The sequence below is a fragment of the Variovorax sp. 350MFTsu5.1 genome (assembly GCF_048302515.1).
Taxonomy (GTDB): domain Bacteria; phylum Pseudomonadota; class Gammaproteobacteria; order Burkholderiales; family Burkholderiaceae_C; genus Variovorax; species Variovorax guangxiensis.
Genome location: NZ_CP157620.1, coordinates 1,503,187 through 1,520,741, shown reverse-complemented (window position 1 = coordinate 1,520,741; position 17,555 = coordinate 1,503,187). Strand labels below are relative to the sequence as shown.

Annotated in this window: 6 protein-coding genes; all 6 read right to left on the bottom strand. The window is 62.1% G+C overall.

All coding sequences use genetic code 11. From position 1 onward, the window contains the following. Window positions 1–42: 42 nt before the first annotated feature. Window positions 43–3,978: a hypothetical protein gene (locus ABL843_RS06570; protein ID WP_418119353.1), complete on the bottom strand. Its 3,936-nt coding sequence runs from the start codon at window positions 3,976–3,978 to the stop codon at window positions 43–45. 627 nt (window positions 3,979–4,605) lie between these two features. Next, the gene (locus ABL843_RS06565; protein WP_418119352.1) at window positions 4,606–4,776 is read right to left on the bottom strand and encodes a hypothetical protein; all 171 of its coding nucleotides are present in this window, start codon (window positions 4,774–4,776) and stop codon (window positions 4,606–4,608) included. A 59-nt stretch (window positions 4,777–4,835) separates the two neighbouring features. Then, window positions 4,836–5,321: a hypothetical protein gene (locus tag ABL843_RS06560; RefSeq protein ID WP_418119351.1), complete on the bottom strand. Its 486-nt coding sequence runs from the start codon at window positions 5,319–5,321 to the stop codon at window positions 4,836–4,838. After that, window positions 5,302–10,440 carry an RHS repeat-associated core domain-containing protein gene (locus tag ABL843_RS06555; protein WP_418119350.1) on the bottom strand — a complete coding sequence of 1,713 codons (5,139 nt, stop codon included), beginning with the start codon at window positions 10,438–10,440 and terminating at the stop codon, window positions 5,302–5,304. Before ABL843_RS06555 ends, ABL843_RS06560 begins: the two co-directional genes overlap by 20 nt. 59 nt (window positions 10,441–10,499) lie before the next feature. Further along, window positions 10,500–11,087 carry a glutaredoxin family protein gene (locus ABL843_RS06550; RefSeq protein WP_418119349.1) on the bottom strand — a complete coding sequence of 196 codons (588 nt, stop codon included), beginning with the start codon at window positions 11,085–11,087 and terminating at the stop codon, window positions 10,500–10,502. A gap of 16 nt (window positions 11,088–11,103) precedes the next feature. After that, a complete protein-coding gene (locus ABL843_RS06545) occupies window positions 11,104–17,502 on the bottom strand; it encodes an Ig-like domain-containing protein (RefSeq protein ID WP_418119348.1) in 6,399 nt (2,132 codons plus the stop codon). Window positions 17,503–17,555: the final 53 nt, after the last annotated feature.

Below are 17,555 nucleotides of genomic sequence, written 5' to 3'. Positions count from 1 at the left end.
TGCAGGTGCGGGTGCGGGTGCGGGTGCGGGTGTTTCGTGTTCTCACGGTTGCACCTTGACTGTCCATAGCGACCAGAATCCAAGCTTGAAGAACTCGGGGGCGATCCGCACGCGTGCGCGCACGGTGATCGTGTCGAGGGTCTTTGCACTTTCGCCCGCGCCTATCGCACCAAACACCAACGTGTCTTCGATCAGTTCGAACACACTTGTCAGGGGCATGCTTTTCAACTTGGCGGTAACGCCTGATACCGCAACGCCGGAGTTGGAGAGATCGCCACGCAACGTGTATTCCCAAGTACGCGAGTCGAGCTTCTTTTCCGAGACCATCGTCAGTCCGCAAAGATGGAACCTGGGGTTGTCGGTGCTCCAGATCTCGTCGGTGTTGTCAGCACTGAACACATTCACGGTCTTGCCTGACAACCCGATGTAGTTCGGGTCGTTCGACAACGCACCGCCATGGATGATCTGATAGATCTTGGAACCATCGGGCATACAGTCATAGCGACTCCTCACGGTCACGGTCTGGTCGACGGCCCAGTTGGACGGCGTGAACAGAAGTTTGGCTGGCGTCGTCTCACCTTCGCGCGGATTGCTCAAGATGATGGGTACGGTCACCTCGGACGTTGGAGCCTTGCCGAGTCGGACTTTGTATGCCGCCGATTCACGCTGCTCCCTGGTGTAGAGCGTCGATTCGGAGGTGACGACGATCGACCCCGACTGATCGGCCGGCGGGATGAGCACTGTTCCTGGCGCGTAGGCGCGCCCCATGCCGCGCGCGTCATAGATGACGGCGTAGACATAGTACGTGCCGGAACTGAGCGACGTCACGTCCCATACATAGCTTCCCGACTGTGTACCCGAGTTCTGACGCAGGCCGTCGACAATCAGGTTGCCTGCGTAGCCCGAGGCAGAGGTGCCGTAGTACAGGGCCACGGTTGGCTCGATGTTCGGGTCTACGCCCTCCCATCGCAGCGTGATCTGTTTGCGCCGTACTCCGACGACGTTCACGATCTCCGGAACGCTCGGCGTTGCCGGTGCGATCAGCGCGATGCTCGGATTCTGATAGGGCCCCGTGCTGACATGGAGCAGTGCCGACGTGCTCCACGCGCTCGTCGCACCCGATGCATCGATGGAGCGAGCGCGCCACCAGTGCGTAACCTTGTCTTCGAGTGCCGTGCCGACGATCAATGCGGTGTTGTTCGAAGTGCCGCTCGCCACGCGGCGCGTGAGCCTGGCATCGCGGAAAACCTCGAATTCGTAGCGCACTGCCTCGCCTTCGGGATCGACGACCGGATTGACTTCGAGACTGGGCTGCTGTGTCCCTGCCCATGCGCCATTGCCAGGGTTCTTGATCGTCGGTACGGGCGGCGGGTCGTTCACCGCATTCATAAGGAAGCTGCCTACCACCCATGCCGATTCGGCGTGACCGTCCTGAGCCTTGACCCGCCACCAATACATCTTGTTTTCCACCAGCGGCGGCGTCACCCATGCCGTGGAACCCGAGGTGTTCTGCATAACCTGCCCGGAGGTGCGTTTGTCTGCCGAGTCGAAGGTGTTGGCAGTGTCGATCTCGAAGACGTAGGTGATCAGATCGTTTTCGGGGTCGACGCTGTTCATTACTGTCAGCGCGGTAGCGAGGCTGGCGCTTTGCCCCCCTACAGGCGGCAACATGATCGCGGGCGGAGATGGCGCAAGGTTGCCTGTGTTGACGACGAACATGCGCGCTGGCGTCGGTGTGACTGCACCTAGCGCGTCCTTGGCGATCACGCGCCAGTAGTAGCGACCGTGATTCGACAACGTTGTCGGCACTGTCCACGATGTGATGCCGCCAGTTGCTTCCGGCAAATCCGCAACCTGTGCGACGGCGTTCTTGAGCGTGGCGTCTTTGTAGACGAAGACGCTGTAGGTGATCGCATCGCCGTCCTTGTCGAAGCTGTTGGTCCAGCTCAGCGTGGGCGTCAGCGTGGTCACGTCAGAGCCCGGTACGGGGTTCGTCAGGTTGAAGTTGTCCGGCGGATCGTTGACGGTGTTGACGAAGAAACGGCCGTTCACCCAGGGGCTGTAGATCGTCGTGCCGTTGAAGGCACGGGCGCGCCACCAGTACTTGGTGTTGTCGCTCAGGTCTGCGCCCAAGCTCCAGCGAGTCGGCTGCGCGACTGCGCCCGAACCATTGCCCGACGCGAGTGGCGCCTTGTCGACCAGGACCGACGCCACCTGCTGTGTCATTGCCTCGTCAGCGTAGACCTCGAACTGCACCTTGGTCGTCGGGTCCTTCGCATCGGCCGAGGCCATGACCTGCAGCGTCGGACGCAGTACGGTGACTTGTGCGCCCGAGGCCGGGCTTTCGATGGTCGGCGTGCCCGGGCCCGGCGGCGGCGCGTCGGTCTCCACTTTGATGCCGGCCGCGCGGCTGGCGCTCAGCGTGCCGTCGGTGGCCGTGTAGTTGATGAGGTAGTTGCCGGCCGAGCCCGAGCCCGGCGTCCAGCTGAACGAGGCGCGTGCCACCGTCGGACTCTGCGGGTTGGTTGCCTGCGGCGTGAAGGTCGCGCCCGTGGGCAGCGGCGAAGCGCTCAACGTGACCGGCGTGCCCTGCGGGCTCGACGCCTCGACCAGGAACGACACCGCCTGGCCCACCTTGGTGACGCGGTCGGGAATGAACTGGATCACCGGCGGCAGCGCCACCTTCGGCGGAGCCTGGAAGTCGCTCTCGTAGACGCCCGTGGTGTTGACGTCGAAGAAGTTGACGAAGTACTCCCACTGCTTGGTGTCCGGATTGCGGCTGCGCGAGAGCCAGACGTTCTCAGGCAGGATCTGCTTGGCGTCCGAGCGCACCACGGTGCCGATGGCCTTGGTGCCATTGAACGGGTCGCGCATCTTCGCGTAGACGAAGCCGTCTGTCGGCGGCATCGTGAGCTTGTAGGTGGCCGCGCCCTGCGAGTTGGTGCCGGCCCGCAGTTGCGCCACCGCGCTGCGATCGGTGACCAGCGTGTCGAGCCCGTCGGACTCGTAGACGCGGATGTAGTCGCCATCGACCGCCAGAAAGTCTCGCACGGTGTCTCGGCCCGGCAGGTCGACGCGCACGTCGCGGATCAGAAAGTGCGCGTTCGTTGCCTGCAGGATGGAGGTGACCGCACCGCCAAGTTCGTCCGCGTGGCTGAAAGTGGCGTTGAACTCGGTGAATTTTCCGGAGAGCGATGTCTCCATGATCCAGCGCCCGGTCTTGCTGGTGGACGCAGCGATGTCGCCGAAGTTGATGAGCAGCGAATTCTGCGTGGGCGCGTCGTTGACGTAGCTGCCCGTGAGCTGGAAGTTGATCAGAAGGCCCTGCTTGTTCTCGATGATCTTGGGTTGTGCGGAGTCGATCTTGAGGTTGCGCGCAGCGGCCTGGCCGTTGTTCTTGACACGCACGCCCAGCGTGAAGGGCACCACGGGCTCGACCTCGGCCGTCAGCGGGTCGTCGCCCTCGACTTCGCGTGGCAGGAAGTAGTCGAGCGTGAGCAGCGGCAATGGCTTGACGGTGACGACGTCGGGCGAAACCTCCAGGGTCTGGTCTTCACCGGCGTAGCGGTACTTGAGCGTCGCGCCCACAAGGTACTTCTTGCCGGCAGGGTTGAGGCCAGCCGAGCCGGGGGCGGGAATGATCAGCCAGTTGATGACGGCCGACGTCGCCGGGCTGATGGTGCCGGTGCCAGTGACGTCGGAGATGTTCTGCTTGTTGGAGATGCGAATGAAGAACTTCGCGCCGCTCGCATTCGGGTCTTCGGTGACGGAAACCGGTGTGCCGTTTTCCTCCATCACCTTCACCACCACCGAGACGTCGGAGATCACGCCGCTGTCAGTGGTGTTGTTGATCTTCATCTCGGCGTCGAACGCCTGGCGCTCCAGGGTCAGCTGCTGCTTGATCTGGATCTTGACGCTCGCGCAGACGGTTTCTTGGGCACGTGCCGATATTGCGATTGCAAAAAACAATAGCAACACGAAGGCTAAAAACCGTTTACTAACAACTACCACTTGCACCTCCCAAGCTATTTTTAATTTTTCACAAATTCGAGATTTTTATCACTGACGCCATCATTAAAAATAAGAGCATTTTCCTCTCGTAAAATTTTCATTTTTACCGGCGCACATAGCCCATTGGAATTTTCTTTTTTCCTCGCATTCATGCCAACAATTTTTAGCTCAGCGATTGCGCTCGGGGTCACATCTCCGCCGCAAATATACGCACAATTCGTATCCAAAGAAAAAGCTCCTAATCTAAAATTTTCAGCCTCAAAAATTTTTATTTTTGGAATATTTTTTCCATAAATATGAATGAAGTTGACGCCATCACCATCGCACGCTCACACCTCACACCTCACACCTCACACCTCACACCTCACACCTCACACCTCACACCTCACACCTCACACCTCACACCTCACACCTCACACCTCACACCTCACACCTCACACCTCACAAAATCTTCGCGCGTGATGTTTTAGAAAAATTTATTTTTCCAATGTCAAAACAGAAAAAGCGCTATTTCTTTGGATGTTTTCAAACCGTTTTCCAAGGCGGAGATACAAGAAGAACCAATTTAATCTCCAATAGCTGATTTGAAAATCTTTATCCAACAACAACCGCACTGGCAACCAACTCAAGATCTTCATTTTTTAGCTTACTTGATTCGATCCACCTCAAAATATTTCCGCAATTTACTTTACGGGCATTTTCGGTAAATCCTGCACCCGCTATTCCTATTTTTTCTTCAAGACTTATCTTCTTGCTACCAGTCATATCTTCTTTTTCGCACAGTTATTTTTCTTTTTTAGTTTGATAGCTTGATGGAAAACCGATCAAACATCAATTTCTGAAATTGAGATCCATTGGACAATTTTTCTTTCATCCAATCGCAACACCAATCCAATCCTCTCCAAAAACAAATTCCAGCCCAAACAATCACGATCCCATAAAACATCCGGTGAATCCAAAACAGTCAGGACAAAATCCGCAGAACAACCCAACAAATCAACCCCTCTGAAGAAACAAAACTCTGCGGTTGTTATTTGAACTATCAATAGCTTCTCATTTACCTCCAAGGACAAATCAAACAAGCTCGACTTATAGGAAGGACTCAATCCCTTCAGTACATCTTGGGCAATTCGATCAGAATTATTTTTTCGATAAAAATCGTTTACCTGGTCCTGTAAATCTCCTTCATAAACCAAAGACAGGGAATTTTTCCATTTTTCCACAGAATCATTGAGGCAAATATTCCCCAACCCGATTCCGAGATGCAAATCCCAACTAGCAGGTCGAGAATCAATATCCGGTGACGCCATGGGTTTCTCCTTTTTTCGCCCTTAATCCTGCCTCTCTAATATTTTTTATTTTTTGCTCAATCATCTTTTTCTGCTTAGCTGAACCACAACTGGCTTTCAAAGTTTTTAGCTGCTCTTGTAATTCTTCGATTTCTTTTTCTGCTCGCGCCAACTTCGCCGTATTACCATGCGCCTCTCCTCTTCCGGCTCCTTGCTGACCGCCTTTGGAGCGCGCGTTGTGCACCACCACCCCCTCCTCGCCGACGAAGAAGGTATGGAGGTTCTCCACCTCAAGATTGAAGACTCTGACCGTCTTCGTCTCGATCTGGATATCTGCGATGGTGGCTGCGTCAGCTGAATCATCCTCGCCCTCTTTGACCAGAAGCTTTCCCCCTCGCTTGAGCATGATGGCGTCCCTCCATCCTTCGCTCGTCCTGAAAGGGTGACCATCGGTAGCTGTCAATTTCTCACCCGTGTCCAGCGTCAGATGTACCAACCGCTGTTGCCTCTCGCTGCTGATGACGTTGCTAACTTTCTCGTAGCGCACGGCATCCGGTCCACGCGCGCTGGAGCCGCCTCCCGCTTGCGAAGAGCCGGGTTGTTTCTCATTCTTCCCAAGGCTCAGCGGGCGACTTTGACTGAGTTGCCCGTCCACCACAGCCAGTTCGTCCCAGGCCAGCACTTCGTCACCCACCTTGATGTCAGCAATGGCTTTAAGAACGGGGCGGCCATCCTGGCTTTTCGCGTGCACCAAGGTTTCGCCAGGGAAACTGTTCTCTCTCAGGCCACCTTCGCCGAACCTGGGCAAGGCCGGCAATGAAGGCAAAGCAAAACCACCTCCTCCGTCGCCGCCATCGAATGCCGCGCCGCCGATTCCAATAGCAGTACCTACGGCACGCGAATACTTGCAGGGTCTCGGGATGGGAATCAGCGACAGGATGCAGTCCCCGGCACACTCGCTCGCTGCTCCCATCAGGTCCGGGTCGTCGCAGTTCACTCCGAGCATCTGGCCGGCTGCACCCATTGCCAGCTCCGTGCCCACACACGAAGTCATGCATGCCGTATAGCGCCTCGCTGCCCATCGGACGGCGGCACTGCCTACCGTCCGGGCAATTGCCGCCCCGACCGGAACCAGAAATTCGCCCGTGGGATCCACAAAGCGATTCGGCGATGCACCCGCATACGCATACAGATTGATGCCGCCCTCGAAGCCGATCGGGTCACGCGCCGTGTAGCGCCCTGCATCGGGGTCGTAGTAGCGACGGTCGTTGTAGTGAAGCCTGGTTTCATCGTCCCAGTACTGGCCGGGATACCGCAGGTGGCTGATGACGGCCGTGGCGGCATTCGCCGTGGTCCGGGTGGTGGCCTTGCCGTAGGCGTCGTAGCTGGCGCTCCACACCACTGTGCCTGCGGCGTCGGTGATGCGTTGCGGGGTGCCTAGATGGTCGTTGTGGTAGTAGACGGTGCGCCACGCGCCGGGCTGGCTCGCATCTGCCAGGCGGGCGTAGATGGGCGCGGTGCCGGCCGCGTTCTGCGGGTTCCAGCCGTAGACCGTCTGCAGCTTGCCCGTGCCGTTGGCTTCGGCCAGCACGCCCCACTCGCTCTGCAGGTAGTGGGTGATGGCGTTGCGGATATCGCTGCCGCCCGCGCCGGCCGTGCTCAAGGTGGCGGAACCGCCCAGTTCCTTGCGGATGCGTCGGTCGAAGGGGTCGTAGCTGTATAGGGCGACGAGTTCGCCGGCACCGTCGCGCACTTCGCTCAGCCGGTTCAAGGCATCCCACGCGTAGCGGGTGGTGCGCGCGGGCTCTGCCTTGCTGGTGTCGGTCTTCTGCGTGAGGTTGCCGGAGGCGTCGTACTGGTAGCTGACGGTGCCCGAGCCTCCCGCCGCGGGGCGCTGCGTCAGCTGCCCTGCGCTGTCGTACGCCCAGGTGCCGCTGCCTGTCCTGGAGTGGGTCAGGCGATTGCTGTTGGCGTCGAGGGTGAATGCCTCGCTGCGCCCGCTCAGCATGCTGGCATCGAGAGCCTTGAGCCGCCCCGCGTCGTCCAGGGTGTAGTCGAGGGTGTTCCCGTCGATGGTGGTCTGCTTGACCTCGGCCAGCTTGCCGAACTTGTTCTGCAGTTCGAACACTGTCGCCTGGGCTGGATTGACGACCTTCAGGCGCGTGAGGTTCTGGTAGGCGTCGAACTCCATGCGCTGCTCGGTGCCGCCGGGCAGAACCACTTTCTTTGGTGCAAACCATTGCCACTCGGTCACCGACAAGGTGCCAGCGCCAGGAATGACAAGACTTTCCAGCACGCCGGCGCCGTCGTAGCCGTATTCGATGGTTGCGCCATCCGGCCCGGTGTATGTCCTGGTCTCGTGGTTGCCGTAGTAAGAATAGGCGTGCGTCAGGCTGAAGCTGCCGTAACTGACGGTTTCGCTGCTCAGCCGATCGACGTCGTCATAGCTGCGTGCCGCGCCGTAAGTGCCATCGTTCCAGGTCAGCAGGTTTCCAGCGGCGTCATAGGTGAAGCGGGTGGTCTTGACCAGCGCCGCTCGGGCGTCGTACTCGCGTTGTGCCGTGACCCGGCCCACGGCATCGAAGTCGTAGCCGACCTTCTGTCCGTTGGCCTGGGTGATGGTGCTGAGCCAGCCGTTGGCATCGTGCGCATAGCGGGTCGTGTTGCCCAGCGCATCCGTCGTCGAGACGAGCAGGTTGCGCCTGTCATAGGCCATGCGGGTGGACTTGCCGATGGCATCGACGACTTCGATGACGTTGCCGCGCGTATCGCGCGCCAGCTTGACGGCGTTGCCTAACGGATCCTTGACTTCGCTGAGCTCGCCGTGCGGCGTATGGCTGTAGTAGCGGGTCTTGCCGTTGGCATCGGTGACGGTCTTCTGGCGGCTTGCACCATCCCAGGTGTAGCTTTCGATCCGCGACTCTGCTCCCGCCTTTTCGTTGACAAGTGTGGTCCGCTCGCGCGCGTCGTAGCGGAACTGGCGCTGCAAGGTGGGGTAGCTCAACTGGCCGGGCTTGCGCGCGCCCTTGTCGGCACCATCGGGTTCAGCGTAGTCGAGCGCGTAGCTCTGGCCCTTGGCGTCGGTCGCCTTCGTCAGACGGACGAGCGCGTCGTAGTCCATCTGCATGGACTTGCCGGCACCATCGACCACGGAGGTCAACGACCCCTGAACGTTGTAGCTCGTGGCGTAGGCGGCCCCGGTGGGGTCGCTCTGCCTGAGCTGGCGATTCATCTTGTCGTAGGAGAACTGGTATGCCTTGCCACGCTCGTCCGTTGCAGAGGTCTGGTTGCCCGCTGCGTCGTAGAAGGCGGCTATGGTCTTGCCCAGCGGATCGGTTTCCGAGAGCTGGTTGCCGTCGGCGTCGTAGGTGTTGGTCCACACCGCGCCGGTAGGCCCGGTGAACTGCAGCAGATCGCCCAGACGGCTGTACACGTATGTGCGCTTGTTGCCCTCGGGGTCGATGGTCTGGGCCACCTGGCCGGACTGGTCGTAGCTCAAAAGCCATGTCGCATCGGGCGTGATGCTGCCGTTGGGTTCCGTCCTGCCTTTTCGGGTGATGCTGGAGGTCATGCCTGCGGCATCCCGCTTGAATTCGGTGATGCGCTCGTCGGGCAGGCCGACGGCTTCGGTCATCCTCGTGAGGTTGCCTTTTGCGTCGTATTCGTAGCGGGTCTTGACCCCTAGTTCATTTGCCTCCTCGACGGGGCTCAAGAGATTCGGGTCGTAGCTCGTCGTGAGCTTGCTTCCGTCCGCAAGCTCGATCTGCGTGATCTGCTCGAACTCGTTTCTCGTGTAGGTAGTGGCGAAACCCCTGGCGTTGGTTCGGGTCTCGGTACGCGCGATCGGGTCTCGCTTGACCTCGATTTCGGTGCGGCCGTTGACCTCATACCGAACCAGGTCGCCTGCGCGGTCGTGGCTGTAGTCTTCGGTCTTTCTACCTGCAGCGGTAACTGGCCTTTGCACCTTGCTGTAGAAGAGTTTCTTGGCGTTATCCCAGCTCGATCCGTATTCGGTAACGCCACCATCGGCGGCCGTCATGCTCTTGACGGTGGTGCCCTCGGCTTCGTACGTCAGCCTGGTTTCATTGCCCCTGGGGTCCGTGGTCTTGACCAGCCGCTGCTTGCTGTCGTATTCGTAGTAGGTGGTATTGCCCCGTACATCCGTGACGCCGGTCAGATGGCCCTGAACGTCGTAGATATAGCTCACGCTGCGCTGCGGCAGGTCCAGACTGTTGCCTTCCTGCGGCCAGTCCTTGACCTGCACCAGATAACCCTTGGCGTCGTAGTGAAGGGTAATCAGCACGTTGCCCGTGGCCGCGGCAGTTCCGCCGTCGACGATCCGAACCAGTTGCCCTGCCGCGTTGCGCTGCAGCCAGACGGCGTTGTTGTTCTTGTCGCCATACCGGCTCATCCGGCCTTCGTCGTCGTATTCGGCCCAGTCGCCCGACTTGTCGCTCCAGCGCCAACCACCGGCGACGTTCGCGGCACCGAGAAGAGAGACGTTGCCTCCAACAGGAACGGCGCTCGTGGCAGCGAGCCTCAGGATGGCCTGCCTCTTCAGGAGGAAGCGATTCTTGAAAACGTAGGTTCCACCAGCCCCGACATAGAGCTGGCTTTGACGGCGCCAGCCTTCAAGAACTTCGCTGGAGCTGCCCGCAAGGTTGCCTCCGATGCTGCCGCAACCGCTCGCGAAGCCTGTGGTGATGGCAGTATCCAGCGGGGCTGCCGTCTGGCTGTAGCCCCGATTGAGGGGCAGGTAGGTTTCAGGGGGTACCGCCGCTGCTGCGCCTGCCGACGCCGCGCTGGACGTCCCCTGTCCCGGCTGCCAGTCTTCGTCGACCCAGATCCAGCAGGTCGAGCCTCCGCCCGTGCTCTGTGTCATGGAGGGCTTGTAGCTGGCGGAGATGCCGTCCCAATTTCGATTGAATCGCCAACCTGTGCCGTTGAAGGTCCGCGTCCAGGACACGCTGCCAACGGCGGTCTGCACGCTCAAATCGACGGCTTGCACGCTGGTCGTGCCGTTGGGGGGAATGACATCGACCTGAGCCGCAGCGGCCAGTGGCAGGCTCAGGCATAGCGTTGCCGCCAGAACTACGCCAATACGGCGCGCCAGTCCTCCGATATTTGGTTTTGGCTGCACAGGTTCTCTCTCCCTTGGTTTTTCTCAATCGAATGCGAGTCGAAGGCGAACAACTCGCTCTACTTGCTACGCATCGCGGCCACGAACTCCCGGGAGTCGAAGCCGTCCCTCATGTGATGCCCCCTGACGATCAGGTAAGGAATGCCGTCACCGCCCAGGCTGGCGAGGCGGGCTCTGCAGCCATGGTCCCTGTCGATGTCGCATTGCTCGTACTTGAAGCCGTACCGATCCATCCAGTTCTTGGCTTCGCGGCAGTTGGGACACCAATCCGCACTGAAGACGAAGATGTCGCCGGGCTGCGTGCCAGCAGCTAGAGCCGAAAGCTGCTCGGGACCGTCGTCTCGAGCCAGGCGCGAGGAGAGGCTGCCAATGCTTTCGCGCGTCAAGCCGCGTTTGGCCGCAATCTGATAGCCGGCGTAACAGCCAAGGATCAGCGCCAGAACAAACATCCACCTGAGCCAGGAAAAGCCGCCGCCTCCTGACCCTGCGGGCGTCTGGCTGCGAGACCATTGGTTCATCGATGGCAAGGGCGCGCGAGATGCATCGGCGGCCTTGTTGTAGGCCACGCCACACCCTGGGCACTGCCAGACCGGCACGGTCGAGTCCTCGGGGCGAACGAGTTGGCACTTGGCGCAGATGGTGGGCATGGGCGTTCCCTTGTTGTCAGCTGCACTGAGTCTTGCCGCCCGGCACGGCCACGCACTTCTTGCCTGGCAAGGGAATCGATGTGCTGCCTCCGCCGACGCCGCCGAAGCCGCCCCCTCCCCAGCCACCGCCGCCGCCTCCACCACCGCCTCCACCGCCGCCCATGGGGCAACCCTTGCTTTCGTTGATGAACCAGCTGGTGGACGTGGTCCCGCTCGCCTCCACGCCGTTTCGGCAGGTGTACTGGTACTCCACAAGCGTTGTCGTGCTGTAGTTGTAGCAACCAGCACCCGTGGGCGAACCATCACCCTCACCAGAGCCGGACGTTCCCGGGTTGCCCCTGTTACCGCCGTCTCCGCCGTTGCCGCCGTTGCCGCCGTTGCCGCCGTTGCCGCCGTCTGCAGGCGCCGACCCCGTACTACCACCGCCGGAGCCCCCGCTTCCACCTGAATCGCCTCGCGAAGAGCCGAGAGGCTGCAATGCGATGACGCGGTAGGGAATCGTGACGCGCTGTTTGGCCTGCAGTTCGGTCGGTACCTGAACGAGAAACTCGAAGCGGAAATTCGCATCGCTCGCAGGCAGTCGCTGTCTGATGCCATCAGCACGAATCAAGCCGTGGTTGGTCAGGGAGAGTTCGCCGTAGAACACGTCGCCAGCGCGCATCTTGGGCAGGTTCACCGAGCTGGGTTGCATCACCACCACCGCCGCCGGCACGTCGGTCTCGAAGGTCGCATCGATGGTGATCTCGTAGCGGTCCTGGATCGTGACTTCGCGCACGCTCCACTCCACCGTGATGAGGTTGTAGTTCAGGAAGATCGGCTGCGTGAGCGTGACGCCCGGCTTGATCTGCAGGCGCCCCGCCACTTCCTGATGGTTGTTGGCCCGGGCACGGTAGGTGTAGCGCCCGGCCGGAATGTTCTGGAAGTAGGCCTCGCCCAGCGCGTCGGTGGTGAGCTGGTGGCTCACGCTGGCGACGTCCTCGTTCTGCAAGGTGATGGTCGCGCCCGACAGGCCGGGGATCATCCGGCCCTGCTTATCGAGCGTGGCGGTATAGATGTCGCTCACGCGGAACAGGGCGTTGCCCTTGCCGCTTTGCGTGACGCTTGCGTAGATGTTCAGGCTCTGCGCGGGCACGTTGGTGCCCTGTACGTTCAGGCGGAACTCGTACACGCCTTCCTGCAGGCCGGCTGGCGGCTTGAAGGCGATGTCGATGGTGCGTCTCTCACCCACGGCGAGGTTGCCGTCGGCGTTGCTGGAGATATTGACCCAGTTGGGCACCGCACCGCCATCGGGTTTGGTGAGCGTGAAGGCCAGGGACAGCGCATCTTGCGTGCCCTTGTTCTGCACGCTCACGCTCTCGATCTGGTTGGCGCCTTGCGACATGCCAGTCTCGATCACGCTGGGCAGGCTCACCAGGTAGGCCTTGGCTTCGCTCAGCGCGTAGTTGATGCGCACCAGGCCGATGGGGGCGCCCGCGCCTTGGGGACGCTCGTCGCTGTACACGCTCAGGATGACACTGCCCGAGGCCAGCGCTTCGTTGGTGGCGCTGAAGACGACTGGGACGTTGACCTGTGAACGCTCGCCGATGCTGACCGGTGCGGGCAACTGCAGGTTGATGCCTGCGGGTAGCTGGCCGGTGGGCTGGGCACTGGCCTCCAGCACGAAGCGCATGTTGGTGGCGGTGGTGCCCGCACCCGAGCGTGCGACGAAGGGCACGGGGTAGCTGTAGTTGCGCGGCACGTCGACCTTGAAGGGCGTGGGGCCGAAGGTCACGCGGTTGATGATGAAGCTGCGTTGCTCGGGCCGGTCGGTCAGCTCCGGATGGATGGCGCTGATCTTGTAGAGGCCGGCGTCGGTGGCCGTGGGCTGGAAGGTGTAGGTGAACGCACCGCTCGCATCGGTCAGCACGCTGAAGACGCGCTCGAAACCTTGCTGGTTGAACACGAGCTTCAGCCGCGTGCCGGGCAGCGGCTGGTTGCCACCGCGCGCCAACGCCCGGCCGGTGATGACGATGTCCTGGTCGCCGAAGGAGCTGGTGGGCGTGACGTTGGTAATCTCGCCCACGTAGGCGGTGTCGATGAGCGAGACGACCTTCTCGCTGCCGCGCCCGGCGATGACGACCTGGTCGTCCTGCCCGCTGTGGTAGCGCATCTTGTCCACCTCCAGCTTGACGCGGATGCTGTTGGGGCTGGAGCCCGGCACGGCCAGCTCGAACTGGTCGGAGGTGTAGCTTGCACCGGCCGGTATGCGCGCCACGGTCTGCCCGTTGGTCAGCGTGACCACGTTGGCGCCTACGGCCTGCTTGTAGGGCTGGGTGGCGAGCACGTTGCCATCGGCATCGAGGATCTTGAAGCGCAGCTCGCTCGAGGGGTTGTTGCCGCCAGCGGTGGCGGTGAGGAATTCCACTTCGACGTCGGAGGTGTTCTCGATGGTCAGGCGCACCTTGCCGGTGGCCCCGCGCGTGAACTCGCCGGTGGACATGCCGACGACCAATGCGCTGTCGCCGACGTCGAGGGTCTGGTTGCGCGCGATCTTGACGCTCTCGCCTTCGTTGGGACTGCTCTCCAGGCCGACTTGCGCCTGCGCCTGGCCCGGCAGGTCGGCGTAGCCGCCGATCACCACGGAGACCAGTTGGGTCTGGTTGCTGCCGAGGTCGAAGGGCTCGGACTTGTGGTCGGCGAACTGCGTGGCTTCGCGGTTGATGGGCAGACGCACGACCACGCGGGCGTTGGTCACTGCGCCGGCGGAGGTGTTGACGACCTGCGCTTGCACCTTGTTCATGACGCCGCGCTTGAGGGGCAGGCCCGACACGATCTGGGTGCTGACGGCCGGCAGGCTCAGGCTGCGGCCGATCTCCTGGCCCGAGCCATCGACGCTGGCGACGGTGTAGCGGCGCTCGCCGCCGGAGAAGCCGCTGTCGCTGAAGGCGGTGGCGGTGATGGGACTGAGCGTGAGCCTGGTGCGCGTGGCGTCAGGCCCGACGTACACGTTGTAGCCCGCCAGCGTGCCGTTGGGCGCCTGCCAGGAGATGACGGGCAGCGCGTTGCCGATCTGCTCGATGCGCAGGTTCACGACCGGCAGCAGGCTGGCGTTGAGGTATGCGGTGTTGGACACAGCCGACTCGTTGCCTGCCGCATCGACGGCGGTGACGACGTAGGCGCCCTGGCTGGGGGAGGGTTGGGGGTCGTAGGTGATGGGGTTCTTGACGCGGGTCTTGATCGGCGTGAGGCCGCTTACGCTGTTGATGCTGGTGCCGCTGGCACGGTACAGGTTGTAGTAGTCGACGGTGCTGGCCACGGGTGCCTGCCAGGTGGCCTTGATTCCTTGGCCGGTGAGCAGCAGCGCCAGGTTCTGCGGCGCGCCGGGGGCGTTGGCGATGGTGGTCACGTCGACGGTGGCGCTCTGGCTGGAGACGGTCTCTTCGCCGTTGGACGAACGAATGGATGCGACCGCGTAGGTGTAGCGCCCGTCTGCCGGCGTCTGGTCGATGTGGGTAGCGCCGCTGGCGCGTGCGAGGGCAACGAGTGCCGCGTCGCTAGGGCCCTTGCGATAGACCTGGTAAGCGAAGGCTTCGTCCACGGCCTGCCAGTTCAACTGCGCCTTGCCGCCGGGCAGGGCCTTGCCGGTCAACAGCAGCGGTGCGCCCGCCGGCGGCAGGTTGCCCTGGTAGACCTGGAAGCGGTTGGCCGCGCTGACGCGATTGGAGACGTTGTCCAGGTCGTCCTGCGCCTGGCTGCTGAAGCTCAGGATCTCCGGTGAAGCCAAGCCGGTGTCCGAGGGCAGCATGAAGCTGGCCTTCCAGGTGGTCGCATCGACTGCGGTGAGGCCGGCGATCGGCGTCGCCTGGCGCACGGGGCCGGACAGCAGGTACTTGATCTGCGGCGCGGCTCCCGGCTTGGGTGCCTCGCTGAAGACGAAGGTGGCCTGCACCGTGGTGCTGGCTCCCGCCTTGATGGGGGCGCCCGGGTTCAAGGTGATGGAGGACAGCGCGGGGCCTTCGGTGTCGATCTTTAGCGTGGCGCCCGCACCGATCTCGGTGCCGCGGTTGCCTACCATGTCGCGCGCCGAGAACAGTGTGTTGGCCGTGCCCGAGGGCGTGTTGGCGTCCACGAAGAAGGCGCCTGCGTAGGCGGTGGCGTTGATCTTCGCAAGCTCCAGCACGATCGGTGCACCTCCCGCAGGGACCACCGCCAGGTACGGCGCTGCCTGCAGCTCCTCGCTCACCGTCAGCTGAACGTTGACCTTGCCCTGGCCTATCCGACCCGACGCACCATCCACCTTGCCTTGCGGCCGGTACTCCACCGTGACCGCCTTGGGCGCCGTGCCGTCAGCCATCACCTGCACCTGGTCGGTCGTTGCGGACGGCGTGAAGACCGAGTTGACAGCCACGAGCCGGTAGAACCATACGCCGTCGGACTTGGGCAGGTCTTCGTAGGTTGTACCGGTGATCGGCGATGCATTGGCCTTGGCGGCCGCGCCGATGTCCGTGAAAGCGCTGCGCGAGCGATAGAGGTCGTAGCCGATGGCATTCGGATCGGCGGAGCGCGCCCACGTCAGCCGGACCTTGCCATCGACCAGCGCGGTGGCAGCCAGATTGCTCGGGCTTGAGGGCACTGTGGCATCGAGCGTGACCATGACTGCAGCCGACAAGCCGCTTTGGCCATAAGCATCGCTGGCGCGCGCCTGCACCTGGTTGCCGCCGGAAGCGAGCGTGACCGCTCCGTTGAATGCGCCGTTGCTGGTGGTCAACATCGGGCCGGATGGCTGGCCATTGACCAGCAGCTGCACGCTGCTTCCGGCGGCAGCGGTGCCGGCAACAGACAAGTTCGAGGTGCGCGTGGTCAGTCCGGTCTTGGGGCTGGTGATGACGGGCGCGTTGGGCGCCGCATGCGCAACGGTGATCTGGTAGCTGGCCGTACTGACATTGTTCAATGAGTCGACCGCGCGCCATGCCAATGCATGGCTGCCGTTGGCAACGCCGGCGATACCGAAAGGCGCGCCGTATTGCCCACCGGAACCTGTGGGCGTTGCAATCGTCTGGCCATCGAGCAGAAGCTCGACACGGGCCACGCCGCTTCGGTCCGTCACTTCAGCTGTGGCGACAGCATCCCGGGTCAGCGTGGCGCCGTTGGCCAGTGGTGCGCCGTCGATCCGCACGTTGGCAATGGCGGGGCCGACGGTGTCTGGCGCCGGCGGTGTTCTGGATACCGTCACCACGCGCGATTGCTCGCTGCTGCGGCCAGCCTCGTCGATGGCCACCACACGCAAGGTGTGGTCGCCGTTGGCGCTGTTGTCGGTGTTCCATGCGTAGCTGTAGCTGCCCGACGGAGAGATCGTCGTCTGCGTCGAGACCACTTGGCCATCAAGATAGAAGACGACCTTGTTCAGGCCACCTGCGTCGGTGGCAGTCGCTTCGACCGTGATTGGTTGCGCGAGCACGCTACCAGCAGCAGGATTGTTGATGCCGACCACCGGGGCTGCGCTGTCGATCAATACTGTCGCCGAGTTGGTGGCCGCGGGGTTGGTCAGGTTGGCCGTCGCTACGGTGCCGGCCGCGTTGCGGAACTGCACCGCGATGGTTTTGCGGCCGTCGCCCGCCGATGCGGTGTAGTCGACGACAGCCTTGCCGCCTGTCAGGGGCACGAAGGTCGCCGCGGCGAATTCACCGTTCTCGGCGATGCGGTACTCGGTTGCGTTTACGCACGCGAGCTCGAGTTGCAGCGAGTTGGTGGGGTAGAACGGCGCAGGCGCGACCAGGCGGATGCTCGGACTGCTCAGGGGCGCCTGAGCGAGATAGCTGCTGTAGTTGACGCCCGCCGATACGGCATCGCCCTGCCCCTGTGGATTGCCCGTGGTGTCACGCGGTCCGCTGGCGTGGCCCCACCAGTTGCCGGTGGCCTGGATCACGGTGGCGGGTTGTGCGTTGCTGATCGCAAAGGCGGTGTTCTGTAAGAACTGCGTGGTCGTGACGTTCGGCACGCTGCCGCCGAGCGCTTCGATGCCGATGCCGTTGCGCAAGAAGCTGGAGCCCGTGACTGCAGGATTGGCGCCATCGAGCAGGCGCAGGCCGACGGTGTTGTCGGTCAGCTGCATGAACTGCAGAGTCGGGCTCGCGCCGCGCACGGACAGACCAGCGCCATAACGTAGGGTAAGACCGCTCAAGTCTGGCTGGCCAAAAGCGGTCGATGTCTTTTCGATGCTGAGGCCGCGCCAGCTACCGGTAGCCGGCGTGCCTGCCGCTGGATTTGTCTGCCCGCCGGCGGTGTCGTCGTTGACGCTGGTGAGCGTGACGGCAGCGCCCGCACGAAGCCTGTCGCGCACCACAAGTTGCGCATCGGCGCCGAACTTGACCACGACGCCTTCGTCCAGGATCAACTCGGCAGCGTGGGCCGTCCCGACCAATGTTGGGGCCAGCATCGACAATGCCATTGCCGAGGCGATCGCCCGTCGCCAACGGGTGGGAACTTCAT